19 protein-coding genes are annotated in these 19,914 nt (G+C 70.2%); 8 read left to right on the top strand and 11 right to left on the bottom strand.

Features of this window, described 5'->3' with window-relative positions; all coding sequences use genetic code 11:
• Positions 1 to 24: 24 nt before the first annotated feature.
• The 5 genes from lipA to sucB all read right to left on the bottom strand — a co-directional run bounded on the left by lipA (position 25) and on the right by sucB (position 5,443).
• Positions 25 to 1,038, bottom strand: coding sequence for a lipoyl synthase (gene lipA, locus ABTV10_RS15290; RefSeq protein WP_499028213.1), 1,014 nt, complete (start codon positions 1,036 to 1,038; stop codon positions 25 to 27).
• 51 nt (positions 1,039 to 1,089) lie between these two features.
• On the bottom strand, positions 1,090 to 1,899 hold the full coding sequence (lipB, locus tag ABTV10_RS15285; RefSeq protein WP_499028211.1) for a lipoyl(octanoyl) transferase LipB: 810 nt from the start codon (positions 1,897 to 1,899) through the stop codon (positions 1,090 to 1,092).
• Positions 1,900 to 2,042: 143 nt separating this feature from the next.
• Positions 2,043 to 2,543, bottom strand: coding sequence for an SRPBCC family protein (locus ABTV10_RS15280; RefSeq protein ID WP_499028210.1), 501 nt, complete (start codon positions 2,541 to 2,543; stop codon positions 2,043 to 2,045).
• A 132-nt stretch (positions 2,544 to 2,675) separates the two neighbouring features.
• Positions 2,676 to 3,566 (bottom strand): TIGR01777 family oxidoreductase, encoded by an 891-nt coding sequence (locus ABTV10_RS15275; RefSeq protein ID WP_499028209.1) that lies wholly within the window; start codon positions 3,564 to 3,566, stop codon positions 2,676 to 2,678.
• A 116-nt stretch (positions 3,567 to 3,682) separates the two neighbouring features.
• Positions 3,683 to 5,443, bottom strand: a complete 1,761-nt coding sequence (gene sucB, locus ABTV10_RS15270) for a 2-oxoglutarate dehydrogenase, E2 component, dihydrolipoamide succinyltransferase (protein ID WP_499028207.1) — start codon at positions 5,441 to 5,443, stop codon at positions 3,683 to 3,685.
• A 212-nt stretch (positions 5,444 to 5,655) separates the two neighbouring features.
• Between sucB and ABTV10_RS15265 the strand changes: the two genes are divergently transcribed.
• Positions 5,656 to 6,087: a hypothetical protein gene (locus ABTV10_RS15265; RefSeq protein WP_499028206.1), complete on the top strand. Its 432-nt coding sequence runs from the start codon at positions 5,656 to 5,658 to the stop codon at positions 6,085 to 6,087.
• 60 nt (positions 6,088 to 6,147) lie between these two features.
• Here ABTV10_RS15265 and ABTV10_RS15260 read toward each other — a convergent pair whose 3' ends face one another.
• A complete protein-coding gene (locus tag ABTV10_RS15260; RefSeq protein WP_499028204.1) occupies positions 6,148 to 7,668 on the bottom strand; it encodes a leucyl aminopeptidase in 1,521 nt (506 codons plus the stop codon).
• 107 nt (positions 7,669 to 7,775) lie between these two features.
• Here ABTV10_RS15260 and gcvT point away from each other — a divergent pair, with 107 nt between their 5' ends.
• Together gcvT and ABTV10_RS15250 are read left to right on the top strand one after the other, a co-directional pair.
• Positions 7,776 to 8,876, top strand: a complete 1,101-nt coding sequence (gcvT, locus tag ABTV10_RS15255; protein ID WP_499028202.1) for a glycine cleavage system aminomethyltransferase GcvT — start codon at positions 7,776 to 7,778, stop codon at positions 8,874 to 8,876.
• 51 nt (positions 8,877 to 8,927) lie between these two features.
• Positions 8,928 to 10,031, top strand: coding sequence for a branched-chain amino acid aminotransferase (locus ABTV10_RS15250; RefSeq protein WP_499028201.1), 1,104 nt, complete (start codon positions 8,928 to 8,930; stop codon positions 10,029 to 10,031).
• 93 nt (positions 10,032 to 10,124) lie between these two features.
• Here ABTV10_RS15250 and ABTV10_RS15245 read toward each other — a convergent pair whose 3' ends face one another.
• From ABTV10_RS15245 to ABTV10_RS15230, 4 genes are all read right to left on the bottom strand, one after another.
• Positions 10,125 to 10,886 (bottom strand): adenosylcobinamide-GDP ribazoletransferase, encoded by a 762-nt coding sequence (locus ABTV10_RS15245; protein ID WP_499028199.1) that lies wholly within the window; start codon positions 10,884 to 10,886, stop codon positions 10,125 to 10,127.
• Positions 10,887 to 10,888: 2 nt separating this feature from the next.
• The gene (gene cobT, locus ABTV10_RS15240; protein WP_499028198.1) at positions 10,889 to 11,983 is read right to left on the bottom strand and encodes a nicotinate-nucleotide--dimethylbenzimidazole phosphoribosyltransferase; all 1,095 of its coding nucleotides are present in this window, start codon (positions 11,981 to 11,983) and stop codon (positions 10,889 to 10,891) included.
• A 25-nt stretch (positions 11,984 to 12,008) separates the two neighbouring features.
• Positions 12,009 to 12,572: a bifunctional adenosylcobinamide kinase/adenosylcobinamide-phosphate guanylyltransferase gene (locus ABTV10_RS15235; protein ID WP_499028196.1), complete on the bottom strand. Its 564-nt coding sequence runs from the start codon at positions 12,570 to 12,572 to the stop codon at positions 12,009 to 12,011.
• 71 nt (positions 12,573 to 12,643) lie between these two features.
• On the bottom strand, positions 12,644 to 13,324 hold the full coding sequence (locus tag ABTV10_RS15230) for a DUF3043 domain-containing protein (protein WP_499028193.1): 681 nt from the start codon (positions 13,322 to 13,324) through the stop codon (positions 12,644 to 12,646).
• 108 nt (positions 13,325 to 13,432) lie between these two features.
• On the opposite strand from ABTV10_RS15230, the gene ABTV10_RS15225 reads away from it, so the two are divergent.
• The 3 genes from ABTV10_RS15225 (at position 13,433) to ABTV10_RS15215 (ending at position 16,037) form a co-directional block, all read left to right on the top strand.
• The gene (locus tag ABTV10_RS15225; RefSeq protein WP_499028192.1) at positions 13,433 to 14,500 is read left to right on the top strand and encodes a glycerate kinase family protein; all 1,068 of its coding nucleotides are present in this window, start codon (positions 13,433 to 13,435) and stop codon (positions 14,498 to 14,500) included.
• Between the two features lie 80 nt (positions 14,501 to 14,580).
• Positions 14,581 to 14,931, top strand: a complete 351-nt coding sequence (locus ABTV10_RS15220) for a HesB/IscA family protein (protein ID WP_433605149.1) — start codon at positions 14,581 to 14,583, stop codon at positions 14,929 to 14,931.
• 131 nt (positions 14,932 to 15,062) lie between these two features.
• Complete coding sequence (locus tag ABTV10_RS15215) at positions 15,063 to 16,037, top strand: carbohydrate kinase family protein (protein WP_499028190.1); 975 nt, start codon at positions 15,063 to 15,065, stop codon at positions 16,035 to 16,037.
• A 74-nt stretch (positions 16,038 to 16,111) separates the two neighbouring features.
• Here the strand turns inward: ABTV10_RS15215 and asnB are convergent, their stop codons facing one another.
• Positions 16,112 to 18,067 carry an asparagine synthase (glutamine-hydrolyzing) gene (gene asnB / locus ABTV10_RS15210; RefSeq protein WP_499035189.1) on the bottom strand — a complete coding sequence of 652 codons (1,956 nt, stop codon included), beginning with the start codon at positions 18,065 to 18,067 and terminating at the stop codon, positions 16,112 to 16,114.
• Positions 18,068 to 18,369: 302 nt separating this feature from the next.
• On the opposite strand from asnB, the gene ctaC reads away from it, so the two are divergent.
• Entirely contained in the window at positions 18,370 to 19,434 is a 1,065-nt protein-coding gene (gene ctaC / locus ABTV10_RS15205) for an aa3-type cytochrome oxidase subunit II (protein WP_499028189.1), read from the top strand.
• A gap of 36 nt (positions 19,435 to 19,470) precedes the next feature.
• A complete protein-coding gene (locus ABTV10_RS15200) occupies positions 19,471 to 19,887 on the top strand; it encodes a cytochrome c oxidase subunit 4 (protein ID WP_499028187.1) in 417 nt (138 codons plus the stop codon).
• Positions 19,888 to 19,914: the final 27 nt, after the last annotated feature.

Raw genomic sequence — 19,914 nt, 5'->3', positions numbered from 1 at the left:
GCGCGCGGTGACGGGACATGCACGTCAGGCGCGGGCGAGACGTTCGAGGACCGAGCTGGCCTCCTGCGAGGCGGAGCCCTCCTCGGCGAGATGGGCCTGACCCTCGGGAAGCGCGCGACCGTGGTGCGCCATCGCCTGCGCGTAAAGGCGGCCGGCGCGGTAGGACGAGCGCACCAGCGGCCCGGCCATGACGCCCGCGAAACCGATCTCCTCGGCGGCCTTGGAGTGCTCGACGAACTCCTCCGGCTTGACCCACCGCTCGACGGGATGGTGCCGCGGCGACGGGCGCAGGTACTGGGTGATGGTGATGATGTCGCAGCCGGCCTCGTGCAGGTCCACCATCGCCTGGTGCACCTCCTCCGGGGTCTCGCCCATGCCGAGGATGAGGTTCGACTTGGTGACCAGACCGAAGTCGCGGGCCGCGGTGATCACACCGAGCGAGCGCTCGTAGCGGAACGCCGGGCGGATCCGCTTGAAGATGCGGGGCACCGTCTCGAGGTTGTGCGCCAGCACCTCCGGGCGGGACTCGAACACCTCGGCCAGCAGGTCCGGCTTGCCGTTGAAGTCGGGGACCAGATTCTCGACACCGGTGCCCGGGTTCATCGCGTGGATCTGTCGGACCGTCTCCGCGTACAGCCACGCACCGCCGTCGGGCAGGTCGTCGCGGGCGACACCGGTGATCGTCGAGTACCGCAGGCCCATCGCCTGGACGCTCTCGGCGACGCGGCGCGGCTCGTCACGGTCGAGCGCCGCCGGCTTTCCAGTGTCGATCTGACAGAAATCACAACGGCGGGTGCACTGTTCGCCACCGATCAGGAACGTGGCCTCGCGATCCTCCCAGCACTCGTAGATGTTGGGGCAGCCTGCTTCCTCGCAGACCGTGTGCAGGCCTTCGCTTTTCACCAGACCCTTGAGCTCGGTGTACTCGGGACCCATCTTCGCGCGGGTCCGGATCCAATTCGGCTTGCGTTCGATCGGAGTTTCCGCGTTTCGGATCTCGATGCGGAGCAGCTTCCGTCCTTCTGGGGCGACACTCACGGCCTCGATCGTACGCCTGACCGATCTTGCGTTCCGGGTTGGGCAGGCGCCTCAGCCGAACCGGACGGTGGTGAATTCGGGGGTCCGGACCGCGGTATCGAGGCGTGGCGCCGCCGCGGTGTCGAGGCGCGGCACCGCCGCGGTGTCGAACGTCACGCGCTCGATGTCGTGCACCGTCACCGGCAGCGTCCCGTCCAGGGCCGCCCGGACGGCGTCGGTGACCGCCGGGGTGACGTCGTCGATCGTGACGTCGCGGCCCAGTTCCCGCGACAAGGTCGTCACGCCGGCGTCCCGGATTCCGCACGGGACGATGTTGTCGAAACCGTCGAGGGCGGCGTTGCAGTTCAGTGCGAAGCCGTGCATCGTGACCCCGCGCTGCACCCGGACGCCGATCGCGGCGACCTTGCGCTCGGGCAGCCACTGCCCGTCGATGAGCGCGGCCGGCAGCCACACGCCCGACCGGCCCTCCACCCGCCCACAGGTGACGCCGAGGTCGGTGCACACGGTGATGAGCGCCTGCTCGATCCGCCGGACGTAGCTGACCACGTCGACGGGCTCGGCGAGCTTGACGATGGGGTAGCCGACCAGCTGACCGGGGCCGTGCCACGTGATCTTGCCGCCGCGGTCGACGTCGATGACGGGGGTGCCGTCCATCGGGCGGTCCTCCGGGGCAGTCCGCCGGCCGGCGGTGTACACGGCAGGATGCTCGAGAAGGAGCATCGTGTCGGTCCCCTCGTCGTCCGCACGGGCTTCGGCGAGGACGCGCTGCTGCTCCCACGCCTCCATGTAGTCGACGCGTCCGAGATCCTCGACGGCCATCGGCTGGGAACTGAATCGGGCCGATGCGGTGGCACTGCTCATGGCTCCAGACGTTACGCCTGACGGCACCCGGACCGGCGCGGTGGGCCGGACGGGACATTCTGTCGAGATGCAGCGCAGATCAGGCGGGCCGGACAGATGGACTGCCGCTCCCTTGCTCGCCGATCCACATGACGGACCGCGGCTCAGGCGCCCGGCGGGCGCTCGGCGGAATCCGGCGTGAGCAGTTGCTCGGACAGCAACTCCAATGCCTGCCTGGCGTAGCCGCGCCACATCGAAACGACGAGGGGCATCACGGGCCGGCCGAGACCCTTGGGGTGCAGGACCCATCGCCAGGTGACGAGGGTTCCGGTGCCCTTGGGCGTGAACTCCCAAGATCCGTCGATGCTGTTGACCAGCGGTCTCAGCGGACCGGTGATGTTGCTCAGCCGGTAGCTGAACGAGTGTGGTGCATCGATCTCGGTCAGCAGTTCTCGCATCGTTCCGCCGTCAGTTGTGACGACGGTGCGCGACTGTCCGACCCGGCCCCAGATCCCGTCCTGCCCGCGAACCCGCTTGATTGGCGGCAGCAGGCCGTAGCGCCGGGAGAATATCGCGGTAAGCGGGATCGGCAGGGTCACGTCGAAGGCTCGCTGGAGCGTGATCGGAATCGCGCGGGACTGCTCGACGACGACCGTGGTGGACATCACTCGAGACTAGCGCGGGCAGCAAGGCCGGTCAGTGCGGCGCCCACACCGGACGCGCATCGGAGTCTGGCCTACGTCAACAGTGCTGGATTCAACGCATCGTGACATGCGCATGCGCAGCATCGCGACAGTTCACCGTCCGAGGGCATACCCGAGTGCGGTGTCGATGGTTGCATGTCGGAACGTGAACCCGGCGTGCTCGAGGGCGGTGGGGACGGCTCGCTGCCCGATCAGCACCGCCTCCCGGGCGAACTCGCCGATCAGCGCCGACACGGCGAAGCCTGGGACGATCCACGGCGCCGGGCGATGCAGGGCCCGGCCCATTGCGCTGTTGAACGCCGCGTTGGTGACGGGTTCGGGCGCGCACACGTTCACCGGGCCGTGCACCCCGTCGTGCGTGAGGACGAACTCGATGGCCGCGACCTCGTCGTCGAGCGAGACCCACGACATGTACTGCCGACCGCTGCCGAGGCGGCCGCCGAGCCCGACCGAATACAACGGACGCAGCCGACCGAGCATCCCGCCCTTCGGCGACAGCACGGTCGCGGTGCGCAGCGACACGACGCGGACGCCGGCGTCACGCGCCGGCGCGGTCGCGGCCTCCCAGTCACGACACAACTCGGCCAGGAACCCGCCGCCCGTCGGGGAGCGCTCGTCGACGATCCGGTCCCCGGTGTCGCCGTAGTACCCGACGGCGCTGCCGTTGACGAGCACCGGGACGCCCGCATCCACGACGGCGTGAGCGAGTACATCCGTGGTGGTGAGGCGGCTGTCGCGGAGGGCCTGCTTGTACGCGCCCGACCAGCGCCGGTCGCCGATGCCCGCGCCGCACAGGTTCACGACGGCGTCGGCGCCGCGCAGGGCGGTGGCATCGAGAGTCCCTGCCTGCGGGTTCCACTCGAACTCGTCGCCGCCCGTCGGATGGCGACGGACCAGGCGGGCGACGTCGTGGCCGTCGCGGCGCAGCGCCTCGACGAGGGCACTACCGATCAGGCCGGACGATCCGGCGACGACCACGCGCATGGGAATCCTCCTCGATCTCGGGAACGACGCTCGGACAAACGCCGAGGGGCACCATCCCTCGTGGAGATGGTGCCCCTCGGTGACGATTCACGTCGAGTTCGTGACGTCGTCGACCCTTACAGGCCCAGATCGGCCTCGAACGACGCCTCCTCGAGGCGCTGCTTGATGGTCGTCAGGAAGCGACCCGCGTCCGCGCCGTCGACCAGGCGGTGGTCGTAGGTGAGCGGCAGATAGCACATCGAACGGACGCCGATGGACTCGTTGCCGTTCTCGTCCTGCACCACGACCGGGCGCTTGACGATCGCGCCGGTGCCGAGCATCGCGGCCTGCGGCGGGACCAGGATCGGGGTGTCGAACAGGGCGCCCTGGCTGCCGATGTTGGTGATGGTGAACGTGCCACCGGCCAGCTCGTCCGGCTTGAGGCCACCGGAGCGGGCGCGCTTGGCGATGTCGGCGATCGCGCGGGCCAGGCCGGCCAGCGACAGGTCGCCGGCGTTGTGGATCACCGGCGAGAGCAGGCCCTGCTCGGTGTCGACCGCGATGCCCAGGTGCTCGGCCGCGTGGTAGGTGATCTCCTTGGAGCCCTCGTTGTAGCTCGCGTTCACGTTCGGGTGAACCTTGAGCGCCTCGACGACGGCCTTCGCGAAGAACGGCAGGAACGTGAGGTTCACGCCCTCGCGCTCGGCGAAGTCGGCCTTGGCCTGGGCCCGCAGCGCCGCGATCTTGGTGACGTCGACCTCGAAGGTCTGGGTCAGCTGCGCCGTGGTCTGCAGCGATTCGCGGGTCTTGACCGCGGTGATCTGGCGGATGCGGTTGGCCTTCTGCGTGGTGCCGCGCAGGTGGGCCAGCTCGGGGCGGACGCCGGCGGTGGCGGCCGGAGCCGGAGCGGCTGCCGCGGGAGCAGCAGCGGCCGGTGCGGCGGCGGGAGCCTTCGCGGCCTCGGCTGCGGCGAGGACGTCCTGCTTGCGGATGCGGCCACCGACGCCGGTGCCGTTCACCGTGGACAGGTCGACGTTGTTGTCCGCGGCGAGCTTGCGGACCAGCGGCGTGACGTACGGAGCGGCGTCGGCGGACGGGGCAGCAGCGGCAGGCGCAGCCGGGGCGGCGGGAGCCGGAGCGGGAGCGGCCGCGGCGGGAGCCGGAGCGGGAGCGGCCGCGGCGGGAGCCGGGGCAGGGGCAGGGGCGGGGGCTGCCGGAGCCGGAGCCGGAGCCGGGGTGGGCTCGGGAGCGGGCGCCGGCGCGGGAGCAGCCGGAGCAGCGGCGGGAGCGCCGGAACCGATGACGGCGAGCTGGCCACCGACGTCGACGGTGTCGTCCTCCTGGGCGGTGATCTCGAGCAGCACACCGGCGACGGGGGACGGGATCTCGGTGTCGACCTTGTCGGTCGAGACCTCGAGGAGCGGCTCGTCCACGGCGACCTCGTCGCCGACGGCCTTGAGCCAGCGGGTGACGGTGCCCTCGGTGACCGACTCGCCGAGCTCCGGCATCGTGACCGGGGTGCCGGACGCGGAACCGGCGGGCGCCGCGGCCGGGGCGGGTGCCGCGGCCGGAGCCGGGGCGGCCTCGGCGGCCGGGGCGGGCGCGGGAGCGGCGGGTGCAGCCGCCGGGGCGGGAGCGGCAGCGGGCGCGGGAGCCTCGCCGGCCTCACCGATAACGGCCAGCTCGCCACCGATCTCGACGGTGTCGTCCTCCTGCGCGACGATCTTCGTCAGCACACCGGCAGCGGGGGACGGGATCTCGGTGTCGACCTTGTCGGTGGAGACTTCGAGCAGCGGCTCGTCTACTTCGACCGTGTCCCCTTCCTGCTTGAGCCACCGCGTGACAGTTCCCTCGGTGACGGATTCACCGAGAGCTGGCATCTGGACGGAGAAGGCCATTTCTTTTGACTCCTCGACGGTTGTGTTCGTGTTGTTGAGTGTCGACTTGTGGTCGAAAACCATTGTGCTCGAGAAGCACGGTTCCGGCGGCGGTGTACGACGTTTCCGAGGCGCCTCACTCCGGTGGGTGTGCTGCGCTTCGGACCCGTCGTGCTGCCCGCCCCGCCCATCCTTTCATTGATGCCCGGAGCGTGTCCTGCGAGGGGCGCGTCATGTGCGTTTCCTCGTCGTCGATCGCGTCGGCTGGCAAAATCGGGCACATCGTCGTGGAGTCGTCCGCGGCGCACCGGGAGGAGAGTCACGTGGGGTTGTTCGACCGTTTCACTCGCGGGCGATCGCGGCAGGACCCGGCCGCGGCATCCGACGCGCGACACCTCGCGGACTGGGCGCGCTCGCACCACGGCGTCGAGGCGTACGTCGAACCCCGGACGACGGTCACCGAGCTGACGGTCGTGTTGGTCGCGGCGGACGGGGAGTGGACCCGACGCAAGGTCGGCGGTGAACGCGGCGCGAGGAAGCTCGGCGAGGAGCTGCGGATCCCGGTCTACGACGTGCGCAAGACCGGATACCCGCAGCGGATGCGCGACTACGACGCCCGACGCCGGATCGAACGCAAGCGCGAGCGCGCCCGCGAATTCGACTGACGCGCCCGTGCGCCTCCCCGGCCTGTCCGGACGGAGGAGACGCACGGGGCGTGGACAGCCCTAGCCGTGGGCGGCGATGTCCTCGATCACGGAGATCATCGTGCGGACCGGGACGCCGGTGCCGCCCTTGCCGGTGTAGCCGAACGGGCCGCCGGTGTTGAAGGCCGGACCGGCGACGTCTATGTGCGCCCACTCCACGCCGTCGGCGACGAACTCCTTCAGGAAGATCGCGGCCGCGAGCATGCCGCCCCAGCGGTGCGGGGTGACGTTGGCCAGGTCGGCGACCCGGGAGTTGAGGTCGGCCCGCAGCTCGGCCGGCATCGGCATCGGCCAGGCGTTCTCGCCGATCTCCTGTGAGATCGTGGCGACCCGGTCGCGGAACTCGTCGGTGCCCATGACACCGGCGGTGCGGTTGCCGAGCGCGACCATCTGCGCGCCGGTCAGCGTCGCGGTATCGATGAGGTAGTCCGGGTTGTCCTCGCAGGCGCGGGCAATCGCGTCGGCGAGGATCAGCCTGCCCTCGGCGTCGGTGTTGATGACCTCGACGGTGGTGCCGCCGTACTGGGTGAGCACGTCGCCGGGCCGCTGCGCGGTCGCGGACGGCATGTTCTCGGCCATCGGCACCCATGCGGTGACGTCGACGGGCAGGCGCAGCTTGGCGGCGAGCACGACCGTCGCGACGACGGCCGCCGCGCCGCCCATGTCGGAGGTCATGTTCTCCATGCCCGCGGCCGGCTTGATCGAGATGCCGCCGGTGTCGAACGTCACGCCCTTGCCGACGAGCGCGACCTTCTTGACGCCGCGGCGCTTGCCGGACGAGTACGTCATCTGCACCAGGCGCGGGGGCCGCGACGAGCCCTGGCCGACGCCGACGATCCCGCCGAAGCCTGCCTTCGCGAGGGCCTTCTCGTCGAGGACCTTCACCGTCAGGCCGGCGGCGGTACCGAGGGCCTTGGCGCGCGCGGCGAACTCGGCCGGGAACAGGTGACTCGGCGGGGTGTTGACGAGCTTGCGGGCGGTGGCGACGGCCTCGGCGATCGCGGCCGAGCGGGCGAGCACGTCCTTCGACGCCTTCGCGCGCGGCGACTCGACGAGCAGTTCGACGCGGGCGAGCGGCTGCGCGTCGGCGGCGGGGGCGGACTTGCCCTTGAACTCGCTGAACGCGTACGCGCCCAGGAAGAAGCCCTCGGCGGCGGCACCGAGGTCGACCGATGCCAGCGTCGTCGCGGCGGTCGCGACACCGGACAGGGCCCGCGCGGCCACACCGGCCGCCTTGCGGACCTGCTCGGCGTCGATCTTCTCGGCGGCGCCGAGGCCGACGGCCAGCACGCTCGACACGGACAGCGCGGCGGGCGCCGGCACGCGGGTGAGCTCCTCCGCCTTGCCGGTCGCGCCGACGGCCTGCAGATCGTCGAGCAGACCCGCGAGCACCTCCTCGTCGACGCCGGCGCCCACGAGCGCCTCGGGACCGTCGGAGCCGGTCGTCAGACCGATCACCAGAACGTCGACCCGCTTGCCGAGCGAGCCGGCGAGCACCAGGTCGGGTCCGAGGTTGCGGGTGGGGGAAGAGGTTGCGGGCACGGGCATCTCCTGCGATGGGGCAATTGGGAAGTTGGTAGCCGAATTCCGATGTTAGTGCCCGGATTGCCGTACTGATGCCCCGCCGGCGTCGGCTAGCGTTGTGCCTCATGAGCGACGCGCAGCTGCTGCAGGGCCCCATCCACTCCGTTCACGTCGACCTCGGCGCCACCTTCGCCCCGTTCGGCGGCTGGGAGATGCCGGTGTCGTACGCCGGCACCGTCGCCGAGCACACCGCGGTGCGCGAGTCGGTGGGCCTGTTCGACGTGAGCCACCTGGGCAAGGCGCTCGTCAAGGGCGACGGCGCGGCGGAGTTCGTCAACGCGACCCTCACCGCGGACCTCGGCAAGATCGGACCCGGCCAGGCCCAGTACACGCTGTGCTGCACGGAGACCGGCGGCGTCGTCGACGATCTGATCGCGTACTACGTCGCCGACGACGAGATCTTCCTCGTGCCCAACGCCGCCAACACCGCGGACGTCGTCGCCCGCCTGCAGGCCGCCGCGCCGGCCGGGATCGAGATCACCGATCAGCACCGCGACTACGCGGTGTTCGCGGTGCAGGGACCCCAGGCCGCCGACATACTCGCGGCGCTGGGGCTGCCGACCGACATCGAATACATGGGCTTCGTCGACGCCGACTGGAACGGCGTGCCGGTGCGCGTGTGCCGCAGCGGCTACACCGGTGAGCGCGGCTACGAGTTGCTGCCTCGCTGGGCCGACGGCGAGACGGTGTTCCGGGCACTGGTCGACGCCGTCCGCGCTCAGGGCGGTGAGGTCGCGGGCCTGGGCGCGCGCGACACGCTGCGCACCGAGGCGGGCTACCCGCTGCACGGTCACGAGTTGTCGCTGGAGATCTCGCCGCTGCAGGCCCGCTGCGGGTGGGCGATCGGCTGGAACAAGCCGCAGTTCTGGGGACGCGAGACGCTCGTCGCGGAGAAGGCGGCCGGACCGGCGCGGCGCATGTGGGGGATCAAGGCCCTCGACCGCGGCGTGCTCCGCCAGGGCCAGTCCGTGTCGAAGGACGGGACCGTGATCGGAGAGACCACGTCGGGCACCTTCTCGCCGACCCTCAAGGTAGGTATCGCCCTGGCGTTGCTGGATACCGCATCCGGGGTCGCGGCAGGCGACGAGATCACCGTCGACGTGCGCGGGCGTACCCTCCGCTGCGAGGTCGTCACGCCGCCGTTCGTGCCGGTCCACACCAAGTAACACGCCGACACCAGACAATCGGCGAAACTCCGTTAGATAGGATCACGGCTTATGAATGACGGCCTAGAATTCGTGCGTACCCAGCATCCTTCCCCCGCTACCGACGAGGCGCGGCGCAAGGTTCTGGAGGCGCCCGGGTTCGGTCGGTACTTCACCGATCACATGGTGTCGATCATGTACACCGAGGGTCGTGGCTGGCACGACGCCGAGGTGCTGCCTTACGGACCGATCGCGCTCGATCCGGCCGGCATGGTCCTGCACTACGGGCAGGCGATCTTCGAGGGCCTCAAGGCCTACCGCCAGCCCAACGGTGGCATCTCGTCGTTCCGGGTCACCGCGAACGCCGAGCGTCTGCGTCAGTCGGCCCGCCGTCTCGCGATGCCGGAGCTGCCGGACGAGTTGTTCGTCGGCTCGATCGATGCGCTGCTCGACGTCGACGAGGCGTGGGTGCCCGCCGCCGGCGGCGAGGATTCGCTGTACCTGCGCCCGTTCATGTTCTCCACCGAGGCGGGCCTGGGTGTCCGTCCGGCCAAGGAGTACCGCTACCTGTTGATCGCGTCCCCGGCCGGCGCCTACTTCCCGCGCGGCGTCAAGCCGGTCAGCGTGTGGCTCTCGCGTGAGTACGTGCGCGCGGCACCGGGCGGCACCGGTGCCGCCAAGTTCGCCGGCAACTACGCGGCGTCGCTGCTCGCGCAGGCGCAGGCGTCGGACGAGGGCTGCGACCAGGTGGTGTGGCTCGACGCCATCGAGCGCAAGTACGTCGAGGAGATGGGCGGGATGAACTTGTTCTTCGTCTTCGGCTCGGGACCCGACGCGCGCCTGGTGACGCCGTCGCTGTCCGGTTCGCTGCTGCCCGGGATCACCCGCGACTCGCTGCTCACGCTGGCGACCGACGCCGGTTTCGCGGTGGAGGAGCGCAAGATCAGCACCGACGAGTGGCGCGAGAAGGCCGCCTCGGGCGAGATCACCGAGGTGTTCGCGTGCGGCACCGCCGCGGTCATCACCCCGGTCGGCCGCGTGAAGTCGGCCGAGGGCGAGTTCACCATCGCCGACGGCGAGCCCGGCAAGATCACGATGGCCCTGCGCGACACCCTCACCGGCATCCAGCGCGGCACCTTCGCCGACACCCACGAGTGGATGACCAAGCTGCGCTGAGCGCACGCACCGACGAATCCCCACGGGCCCTTCCGCTTCCGGCGGGAGGGCCCGCGCGCTTTCGCCGTGCCACCGGAACGGCGATCGTCGGGATCAGCCTCCGAGCAGGAAGCCGACCGCGGTCGCCGCAACCGTGAATTCGATTGCCGCGCCGAGCACGTCGCCGTTGATGCCGTCGAACCGGCGGACGCAGTGTCGCACCAGCAGCGTGGCCGCCGCGAGCGCGACGAGGACGACGACCGGACCCTGCCACCACCGCTCGGGAACCGCCCACGCCGCCGCGACCGCCAGGACCAGCGCCCACGACGCGGCCACCCACGTCGGCTGCGAATCCGCCACCAGCGCGCCGAAACCCCGCGTGCTCGACGCGGGAATGCCGCGGCGGCACGCGAACACGGCCGACACCCGCCCGGCCGCGACCGCGACGGCGGCGGCGAACCACGCCCCGACCGCGCCGAGGGTGCCGAGGGACACGGCCTGGACGCCGATCGTCACGACGAGCGCGGCCACGCCGAACGGGCCGGCGCCGCCGCTGCGCATGACCTCCCGCGCCCGCTCGGGCGGTCCGTAACAGCCGAGCCCGTCCGCGGTGTCGGCGAGGCCGTCGACATGCATGCCGCGGGTGAACAGGGCCAACGCCCCGACCACCAGCAGGCCCGCGAGCGCGGCTGCGAGATCGCCGCGCAGCAGCAGCCACAGCAGGCCCGCGGCGACCGCTCCGAGCAGAGTGCCCACGACGGGAGCCGCGGCGATCGCGCGGCGCCCCTCGGGTCGGCCGATGTCCTGTGGGCCGCGGACCGGCAGCACCGTCAGCCAGGACAGCGCCAGCGACAGCCCGGTGACCGCGCCCCGCACCGTCAGTCCGATTCCGGCTCGGACTCGGGTGCGGTGTTGTTGCTCACGCCCGCCTGGTCGAAGGTCGCCATGTGCGCGAGCGTCGCCACCGCGCCCTGGAGCACCGGAAGCGCCGCCACCGCGCCCGACCCCTCGCCGAGGCGCATGTTCAGCCCGAGGATCGGGTCGAGGCCCAGGTGTCGCAGCGCGAGAGTGTGCGCCGGTTCGGTGGACCGGTGCCCGGCCACCCACCATTCGCGTGCGCCGGGCACCATCTCCTCCGCCACGAGCGCCGACGCCGTGACCACCAGGCCGTCGACGATCACCGGCGTCCGGCGGACCGCGGCCTGCGCCAGGAAGCCGGCCATCGCGGCCAGGTCCGCACCCGACACCGTACGGAGCAGGCCGACGGCGTCGCGCACGTGCGGCCGTGCCCGGCGCAGCGCGTCGCGGATCGCGGCGGTCTTGCGCATCCAGGCGGCGTCGTCGATGCCGGTGCCGCGCCCGACGGCCGCGACCGGTTCGGTGTCGGTGAGCGCCGCCACCAGGACGGTGGCGGGCGTGGTGTTGCCGATGCCCATCTCGCCGGCGATCAGGAGGTCCGCTCCGGAGTCGACTTCCTCGTCGGCGATCGCACGCCCCGCCGCGATCGCGCGCAGGGTCTCCTCGTGGGTCATCGCGTCCTCGCGGTCGATCGACCCCGACGACCGGCGCACCTTGTAAGTCGAGACCGACGGATCCGTGTCCGTGTCCACCGCCATGTCGACCACACGCACCCCGGCACCCGCGATGGACGCGAGCACGTTGACCGCGGCGCCGCCGGCGCGGATGTTCGCGACCATCTGTGCGGTGACCTCCGGCGGGTACGCCGACACACCGCCCTGCGCGATGCCGTGGTCGCCGGCGAACACGACGACGCGGGGGCGCGCGAACACGTGCGGGGGGCACTCGCCCTGGCACGAGGCCGCCCACACCGACAGTTCCTCGAGCCGGCCGAGTGAGCCGGTCGGCTTGGTCAGCATCAGCTGGCGAGCCTGCGCCTGCGCTCGGACCTCGGCGTCCGGGGGGACGAGAGGCTCGAAGTGGGGAGCCGACGGACTCACGGTTTCGCTTGTCACGCTTGACCTTTCATTTCTGCACCGATCATTTGAGCGTCAGGGCGATACCGGCGACCACCAGGACGACGTCGTCGCACACCTCGGCGAGGCGGGAGTTGAGGGCGCCGATCTCGTCGCGGAACAACCGGCCCGAACGGGTCTCGGGGATCACGCCCAGACCGACCTCGGGGCTGACGAGCAGCAGCCGGCCGTCGAATCCGGCGACCGCGTCGACGAGGGCGTCCGCGCGCGGAGCGATCGTGCCGCGCGGGGCGTCCCACGCCGCGGCGTCGTCGAGTTCGCACGTGAGCCACGTGCCGAGGTCGTCGACGAGCGTCGGCGGATGGACGCCGGGCGCGGTGAGCAGGTCGACGAGGCTGCCGTCGGCGCCGGTCTCGACCGTCGTCCACGAGGCCGGGCGGCGGCGCCGGTGCAGATCGATCCGGTCCTCCCAGTCGTCGTCGCCGGGGTAGCGGCGCGCGGTGGCCACGTAGCGAACCCGATCGTCGTCGAGGGCGCCGAGCAGGCCCTCCGCGTGTCCCGACTTCCCGGATCGGGCGCCGCCGAGCACGAGTGTGCGGCGTGGGCGGAGCGAAACGGGGGAGGGCACGGGGGTAGACGCTACCAACCGCGTCGGGCCGGTCCCCGCAGTGCGAGGACCGGCCCGATACGGAGCATGGGTCAGACGGCGTCGCCGGGGCCCACACGGGGCTTGGGGGCGCGCATCTTGCGGATCTGCGACGCGCGCACGAACGCGTACCAGCCGAGTCGGAAGCCGCCGTCGGTCGAGTCCGGGAAGCGCTCGCGGACACGGTTGTTGATCATCCGGCCGAGGAAGAACCCCTCGCCGGCCATGAACAGCATCATCACGAGCATGCCCAGCGTGACGTAGCTCTGGATGACGGGGCTGAGGAACATCGCCATGATCAGGATCAGCGCGAGCGGCATGAACAGGCCGACCAGGTTGCGGCGGCTGTCGACGAGGTCGCGCACGTACGCGCGGACCGGGCCCTTGTCGCGCGGCAGCAGGTATTTGTCCTCGCCGGCGAGCATGCGGGCGCGACGGTCGGCCGACTCGGCGCGACGCACTGCGGCCGCGGCCTTGCGCTCCTCCTTGGAACCGCGGGTCGACTTGCGGCGGGCGCGGGCCTCCTTGGCGGTGAGCGGCGCGGGCGCGACCGGGCCGCGGCGCTTGGCCTCGGCCTCGCGGCGCTTGGGAGTCGGGCGTCCCTTGCCCGGCGTCGATGCCGTGCCGGTGTCGGCCGTCCCGGACCGGCCAGTGGTGGTCTCCGCGGACGACTCGATGACCTCGACGTCGCGCTTGTCGGAATTATCGGAGTCGCCTCGGCGTAGGAGCTTCACGTCACCAGGCTATGGGATAACCGACGTCCTGGCGAAACCGACCACGGTTCGAACCTCCAGGACGACGGTCGAAATGCCGAGGTCGAGTGGCCGCCATACACTGCGCTGATGCGCGTGCTGATCGCCCCCGACTCGTTCGGCGAAACTCTCACCGCGGTAGAGGCGGCCGCCGCGATGGCTTCCGGTTGGTCCGCCGCCAGGCCCGACGACGACATCGCCCTGGCGCCGCAGTCCGACGGCGGCCCTGGTTTCGTCGACGTGATTTCCGGCACGGTCGGTGGTCTTCGCACCACGCGGGTCGACGGACCGCTCGACGACGTCACCGACGCGCGCTGGGTGCTCGCCGACGGCGTCGCGTACATCGAATCGGCGCAGGCCGTCGGGCTCGGACTGCTCGGCGGCCCACCCACCCCGGAGAGCGCGCTCCGCGCCCACAGCCGCGGCGTCGGGCAGCTGGTGGCTGCGGCCGTCGACGCCGGCGCGCGGCGGATCGTGGTCGGGCTCGGCGGTAGCTGCTGCACCGACGGCGGCCGCGGAATGGTGGCCGCGCTCGGCGGCCTCGACCGGGCCCGGACGCGGCTCGCCGGGGTCGACCTGGTCGCGGCGACCGACGTCGAACACCCGCTGCTCGGCGAGCACGGCGCCGCGCGGATCTTCGGGCCGCAGAAGGGCGCCGACATTGCCGCGATCGAGGTCCTCGAACGACGCAACGCGGCGTGGGCGGCCGAACTGCGGGACGCGTCCGGCCACGACGTCGCCGACCTCGACGGGGCGGGCGCCGCCGGTGGGCTCGGCGCCGCCCTGCTCGCGCTGGGGGCGGTGCGGGAATCGGGTGCGTCCGTCGTCGCGCGGTGCACGGACCAGGCCGGGCAGGTGGCGACATCGGACATCGTGCTCACCGGCGAAGGAAAGTTCGACCACCAGTCACTGCGCGGCAAGCTCGTCACCGCACTGGCCGGGGTCGCCACCGCCGCCGGGGTGCCGACCGTCGTGATCGCCGGCCAGGTCGCAGTCGACCGGGACACGGTCCGGGCAGCCGGGATCGTGGCGGCGTTCTCGGTCGCGGACTTCGCCGGCTCCGTCGACCGAGCCATGTCGGAGGCGGCGCCGCGGCTCGAGGCGTTGACGTCGTGCGTCGCGGGTGACTGGCGGGGTGCGTCGGGGTTCGCACAGTAAGGCCCGACACGTGAGGAATAGCGGGACGCAGAGTACCGTTGAAGCGATCACGGGTTTGGCACGAGCGACAGGGAGAGCCCATGACTGTGCAGAACGAGACCGCCACGCACGGCGTCACGATGACCGAGGCCGCGTCCTCCAAGGCGAAGGCGCTGCTCGATCAGGAGGGACGCGACGACCTTGCGCTGCGCATCGCCGTGCAGCCCGGTGGTTGCGCGGGTCTGCGCTACCAGCTGTTCTTCGACGATCGCACGCTCGACGGTGACCTCGTCGTCGACTTCGGCGGCGTCAACCTGGCCGTCGACCGGATGAGCGCTCCCTACGTCGAGGGCGCCTCCATCGACTTCGTCGACACCATCGAGAAGCAGGGCTTCACGATCGACAACCCGAACGCCACCGGGTCCTGTGCCTGCGGCGACTCCTTCAACTGAGTCCCGCACAACCTCATCACGCATCCTGACGCGGAGTCGGCCTCACCGGCGGGCTCCGCGTCAGACTGCGTTGCGCACCCTTCTCACCATCCGAACTGAACAACGCCACCGAAGCTGAAAGGCACTCGCGCGTGACTATTGCGGTAACCGGTTCCATCGCCACCGACCACCTGATGCGGTTCCCGGGCCGCTTCGCCGAGCAGTTGGTTGCCGATCAGCTCGCGCACATCTCGCTGAGCTTCCTGGTCGACGACCTCGTGATCCGCCGCGGTGGCGTCGGCGGCAACATCGCATACGCGATGGGTGTGCTCGGTGGCTCGCCGCTGCTGGTGGGTGCCGCGGGTGCCGACTTTGCCGAGTACCGCCAGTGGCTCGAGGCCAGTGGCGTGGACTGCAGCGGGGTCCGCGTGTCCGACAGCGCGTACACCGCGCGGTTCGTCTGCACCACCGACGAGGACATGGCGCAGATCGCCTCGTTCTACCCGGGCGCGATGAGCGAGGCCCGCGACATAGAGCTGGCAGCACTCGTGGCGGCACACGACGGCCTCGACCTGGTGCTGATCGGTGCCAACGACCCCGAGGCGATGCTCCGCCACACCGACGAGTGCCGCCTGCTCGGCATCCCGTTCGCCGCCGACCCGTCCCAGCAGCTCGCGCGGCTGTCCGGCGACGACGCCAAGAAGCTCATCGATGGCGCCGAGTACCTGTTCACCAACGAGTACGAGTGGGGCCTGCTGCAGCAGAAGACCGGGCTGTCGGAGGAGGAGATCCGCGCCCAGGTCGGGCTGCGGGTCACCACGCTCGGAGCCAAGGGCGTCGAGATCGTCGACGCCGAGGGCAACTGGGTCCGCGTCGGCGTCGTGCCCGAGCGCGGCAAGGTCGATCCCACCGGTGTCGGCGACGCCTTCCGCGCCGGCTTCCTGCTCGCGCACTCCGCGGGCCTGAGCCTCGAGCGTTCCGCGCAGCTCGGCTCGCTGGTCGCCGTGCACGTCCTCGAGACCGTCGGCACCCAGGAGTGGACCTTCCAGCGCGACGACGCGATCAAGCGGCTCACCGAGGCGTACGGCAAGGACGCCGCCGACGAGATCGCCACGCTGCTGCCGTAAGGCGTCGCAGACACGTCCGCCCGGATTCCTCGACGAGGAATCCGGGCGGACGTGTCTGCGGGGCTATGTCGCCGTCAGAGGCTCACGGGGTACACCGGCTCCTGGATCTGCGGCACGATGCGCTTCTCGACGAAGATGCCGTGCCACACCATGAAGCACAGGACGGTCCACAGGCGGCGGCTGTGATCCGACGTGCCGTCGCGGTGCTCGTTCAGCATCCGGGTGACCGCGGCCTTGTCGAAGATGTGGTCGGTGCCCGACTCGGCGATCTGCTGGTGAGCCCAGTCGAACAGCTCCGTACCGGCGAGCCAGTGCCGCAGCGGCACCGGGAAGCCCAGCTTCGCGCGGTGCAGCACGTGCGCCGGGACGATGCCCTCGAGCGCCTGCCGCAGCGCGTACTTGGTGGTATGCGGCGCGGATGCGGCTCTCTTCGTTCGCCTGGTCGTGATCTTCTGATCCAGCGGAACCCGCGACGCGACGTCGAAGACCTCGGGGTCGAGGAACGGCACCCGCAGCTCCAGCGAGTTGGCCATCGTCATCTTGTCGGCCTTGACGAGGATGTCGCCGCGCAGCCACGTGAACAGGTCCAGGTGCTGCATGCGCGCCACCGGATCCCAGTCGCGGGACTGCGCGTAGATCGGTGCCGTCACGTCCTGGTGCGTCCACTCGGGTCGGAAGTCGCGTAGCACCGCGCGCAGCTGCGCGTCGTTGAAGCTGCGGGCGTTGCCGTAGTAGCGCTCCTCGAGCGTCATCGAGCCGCGGTTGAGCAGGCTCTTGCCGCGGGTGCCCTCGGGAATGCGCTCGGACAGCTTGCCCGCGGCCCGGCGCAGCGGCTTCGGCAGGTACTCGAACGGCTTGAGCGACAGCGGCTCGCGGTAGATGGTGTAGCCGCCGAACAGCTCGTCGGCGCCCTCACCGGAGAGCACCACCTTGACGTGCTTGCGGGCCTCCTTCGCGACAAACCACAGCGGCACCAGCGCCGGGTCGGCGACCGGGTCGTCGAGATACCAGATGATCTCCGGGATCGCGGCAGCGAACTCGGCGGGGGAGACCACCTTGACCACGTGCCGGGCACCGATCGCCGCCGCGGACTCGGCCGCGACGTCCACCTCGGAGTAGCCCTCGCGCTCGAAGCCCGTCGTGAACGTGATCAGGTTCGGGTTGTGACGCATCGCGAGCGCCGCGATCGCGGTCGAGTCGATGCCGCCCGACAGGAACGAGCCCACGGTGACGTCGGCGCGCATGTGCTTGGCGACGGAGTCCTCGAGCGCCTCCGCGATCTCCCGGTAGCGGGACTGCTCCGCTCCCGGGGCGAACGGCACGGCCGGGAACTTCGGCGTGAAGTAGCGGGTGACCTCGGGATCCTTCCCCGGCGACAGGCGCGCGTAGCAGCCCGACTCGAGGCGGCGGATCCGCGCGTGCAGTGTCTCCGGCTCGGGCACGTACTGCAGCACCGTGTAGTGCTCGATCGCCCGCGGATCGAGGTCGGTGTCGATGCCGATGACGTCGGCCAGTTCGAGCAGGCTCTTCTTCTCGCTGCCGAACGCAGTGCCGCCCGTGCCGGTCGCGATGAACAGCGGCTTGATCCCGAACGGGTCGCGCGCGACGAACAGCTCGCGGGTCTCGGTGTCCCACACCGCGAACGCGAACATGCCGCGCAGCCGGCGGACCGCGTCGGCGCCCCAGTAGTGGTACGCGGCGACGATCGCCTCGCTGTCACCCTCGGTGCGGAACTGGGCGCCGTGATCCTTCGCGAGTTCGGCGCGGACCTCGAGATAGTTGTAGATCTCGCCGTTGAAGGTGAGCGCGTAGCGCTCCGGGTTCTCCGGCGGACCCCAGCGCAGCGGCTGGTGGGAGTGCTCGAGGTCGATGATCGACAGCCGGTTGAAGCCGAAGATCAGGTCGTCGTCGTGCCATGTCCCGTGCTCGTCGGGGCCGCGATGGCGCAGGCAGTGCATGGCCGCATCGACGCGCGCGACCGCGTCGTCGCTGGTGCCGTCGGTGGTGAGTAGTCCGAGCAGTCCGCACACAGCGTCCAATACCTCGATTCAGAGTCGATTGTCGGTCGGAACGCGACCGCCACCGTAGCGGCGGCGAATTCCCCAGGGAAGTATGCCGCAGTTTTCGAGGCGGGACCGTCGGCGGACCGTACGTGTGCGTCGAGATCTCAGCTGAATCCCAGGTGGGACGCGTACTGTGGAGGGTCATTGGTCCTGACTGCAACACGGGTGCCGACCCGACAGTGGAGGATCGACGCCTTTGGTCTACGCTGCGTAGTAATTGGGCCTTCCCTTCGGGTGTGCCCTAGTGGAATTGCGGCGATCAGGAAGGCGTGAACGTGGCGCAAGGTCGGATCCTTCGGCGAGCCGGGCTGGCAGCATCTCTGGGCATAGCTGCCATGCTGCTGTCGGGTTGTTCAATCGACAATTCGGTGCTTCGCTTCGGGTGGCCATCGGGAGTTACCCCGCAGGCCGAACGTATGCGCGAACTGTGGACGTGGTCGGTAGTCGCCGCCCTCGTCATGGGTGTCATCGTGTGGGGCCTCACCTTCTGGGTGGTCGTTTTCCACCGCAAGAAGAAGGACTCGCCTGAGTTCCCGCGTCAGACGGCATACAACGTGCCGCTGGAGCTCTTCTACACGGCCGTGCCGTTCGTGATCATCGCTGTGCTCTTCTACTTCACCGTGGTCGTCCAGAACTACGTGACCGAGAAGAAGGACAACCCGAACGTCGTCGTGGATGTCACGGCGTACCAGTGGAACTGGAAGTTCGGTTACAAGACCATCGACCTCGGCGACGGCACCGCCAAGTACGAGGGCACCGACGAGGCCGCCACTGCAGCCGCTCTCGCCGCGTCGAAGCCGGAGGGCGTCGACGAGCACGGCAACGAGAAGGTCGGCCCGATCCACGGCAAGAACACCCAGGACCTGTCCTACCTGGCGTACGACAAGATCGAGACCGTCGGCACCAGCAACGAGGTTCCGATCCTTGTCCTGCCGACCGGCAAGCGTGTCGAGTTCGTGCTCGCGTCCTCGGACGTCATCCATTCCTTCTGGGTTCCGGAGTTCCTGTTCAAGCGTGACGTGAACCCGAACCCGAAGGAGAATCACTCGGACAACGTCTTCCAGATCAGCGAGATCGAGCAGGAAGGCGCGTTCGTGGGCCGCTGCGCCGAGATGTGCGGCACGTTCCACGCGATGATGAACTTCGAGGTCCGCGCGGTGACGCCGGAGAAGTTCGAGAAGTACATCGAGGCTCGTAAGTCCGTCGAGGAAGGCGGTAAGGGCCTGAACACCGCTGAGGCACTGGCGTCGATCGGTGAGTCGCCGACCGCGACTTCCACCTCGCCGTTCAACACCGACCGCACCGTGCGCGAGGCATCGGCCAACGGCAACTGACCGCCCGAGCCCCCCTGACCAAGGACAACAACTGATATGAAGATCGAAGCCAAGCTCTTCGAGATCCTGACGGTGTTCTTCATTCTCGTCGCGATCGTCTACGGCGTTTTCACCGCCATGTCGCGCACCGGAATCGAGTGGGCCGGCCTGACCGCGATCGTCCTGTCGGCGGGTCTGAGCCTCATCGTCGGAACGTACTTCCGGTTCGTGGCGCGTCGTCTCGACACCCGCCCCGAGGACTACGAGGAGGCCGAGATCTCCGACGGCTCCGGCGATCTGGGCTTCTTCAGCCCGGGTAGCTTCTGGCCCATCCTGCTGGCCGGTGCCGCCGGGTTCGCCGCGATCTCGCTGGCCTTCTTCCAGCCGTGGATGATCGTCATCGCAGTGGTGCTCGTCCTCGCGGCCGCCGCCGGACTGGTCTTCGAGTACCACCTCGGACCCGAGAAGCACTAGGTCTCACACCAGAACGACGCCGAAGGC

Source organism: Paraburkholderia sp. RHO2, from assembly GCF_050955445.1.
Classification (GTDB): Bacteria; Actinomycetota; Actinomycetes; order Mycobacteriales; family Mycobacteriaceae; genus Prescottella; species Prescottella agglutinans_A.
Note: the sequence above shows the minus strand (reverse complement) of the source record. Positions and strands in the feature narration are given on the sequence as shown.

Excerpts from the sequence above, each read along its gene's own strand:
- lipB (WP_499028211.1), bottom strand. The coding sequence starts at position 1,899 with ATGAGCAGTGCCACCGCATCGGCCCGATTCAGTTCCCAGCCGATGGCC.
- ABTV10_RS15280 (WP_499028210.1), bottom strand. The coding sequence starts at position 2,543 with ATGTCCACCACGGTCGTCGTCGAGCAGTCCCGCGCGATTCCGATCACG.
- ABTV10_RS15275 (WP_499028209.1), bottom strand. The coding sequence starts at position 3,566 with ATGCGCGTGGTCGTCGCCGGATCGTCCGGCCTGATCGGTAGTGCCCTC.
- sucB (WP_499028207.1), bottom strand. The coding sequence starts at position 5,443 with ATGGCCTTCTCCGTCCAGATGCCAGCTCTCGGTGAATCCGTCACCGAG.
- ABTV10_RS15265 (WP_499028206.1), top strand. The coding sequence starts at position 5,656 with ATGTGCGTTTCCTCGTCGTCGATCGCGTCGGCTGGCAAAATCGGGCAC.
- gcvT (WP_499028202.1), top strand. The coding sequence starts at position 7,776 with ATGAGCGACGCGCAGCTGCTGCAGGGCCCCATCCACTCCGTTCACGTC.
- ABTV10_RS15250 (WP_499028201.1), top strand. The coding sequence starts at position 8,928 with ATGAATGACGGCCTAGAATTCGTGCGTACCCAGCATCCTTCCCCCGCT.
- ABTV10_RS15225 (WP_499028192.1), top strand. The coding sequence starts at position 13,433 with ATGCGCGTGCTGATCGCCCCCGACTCGTTCGGCGAAACTCTCACCGCG.
- ABTV10_RS15220 (WP_433605149.1), top strand. The coding sequence starts at position 14,581 with ATGACTGTGCAGAACGAGACCGCCACGCACGGCGTCACGATGACCGAG.
- ABTV10_RS15200 (WP_499028187.1), top strand. The coding sequence starts at position 19,471 with ATGAAGATCGAAGCCAAGCTCTTCGAGATCCTGACGGTGTTCTTCATT.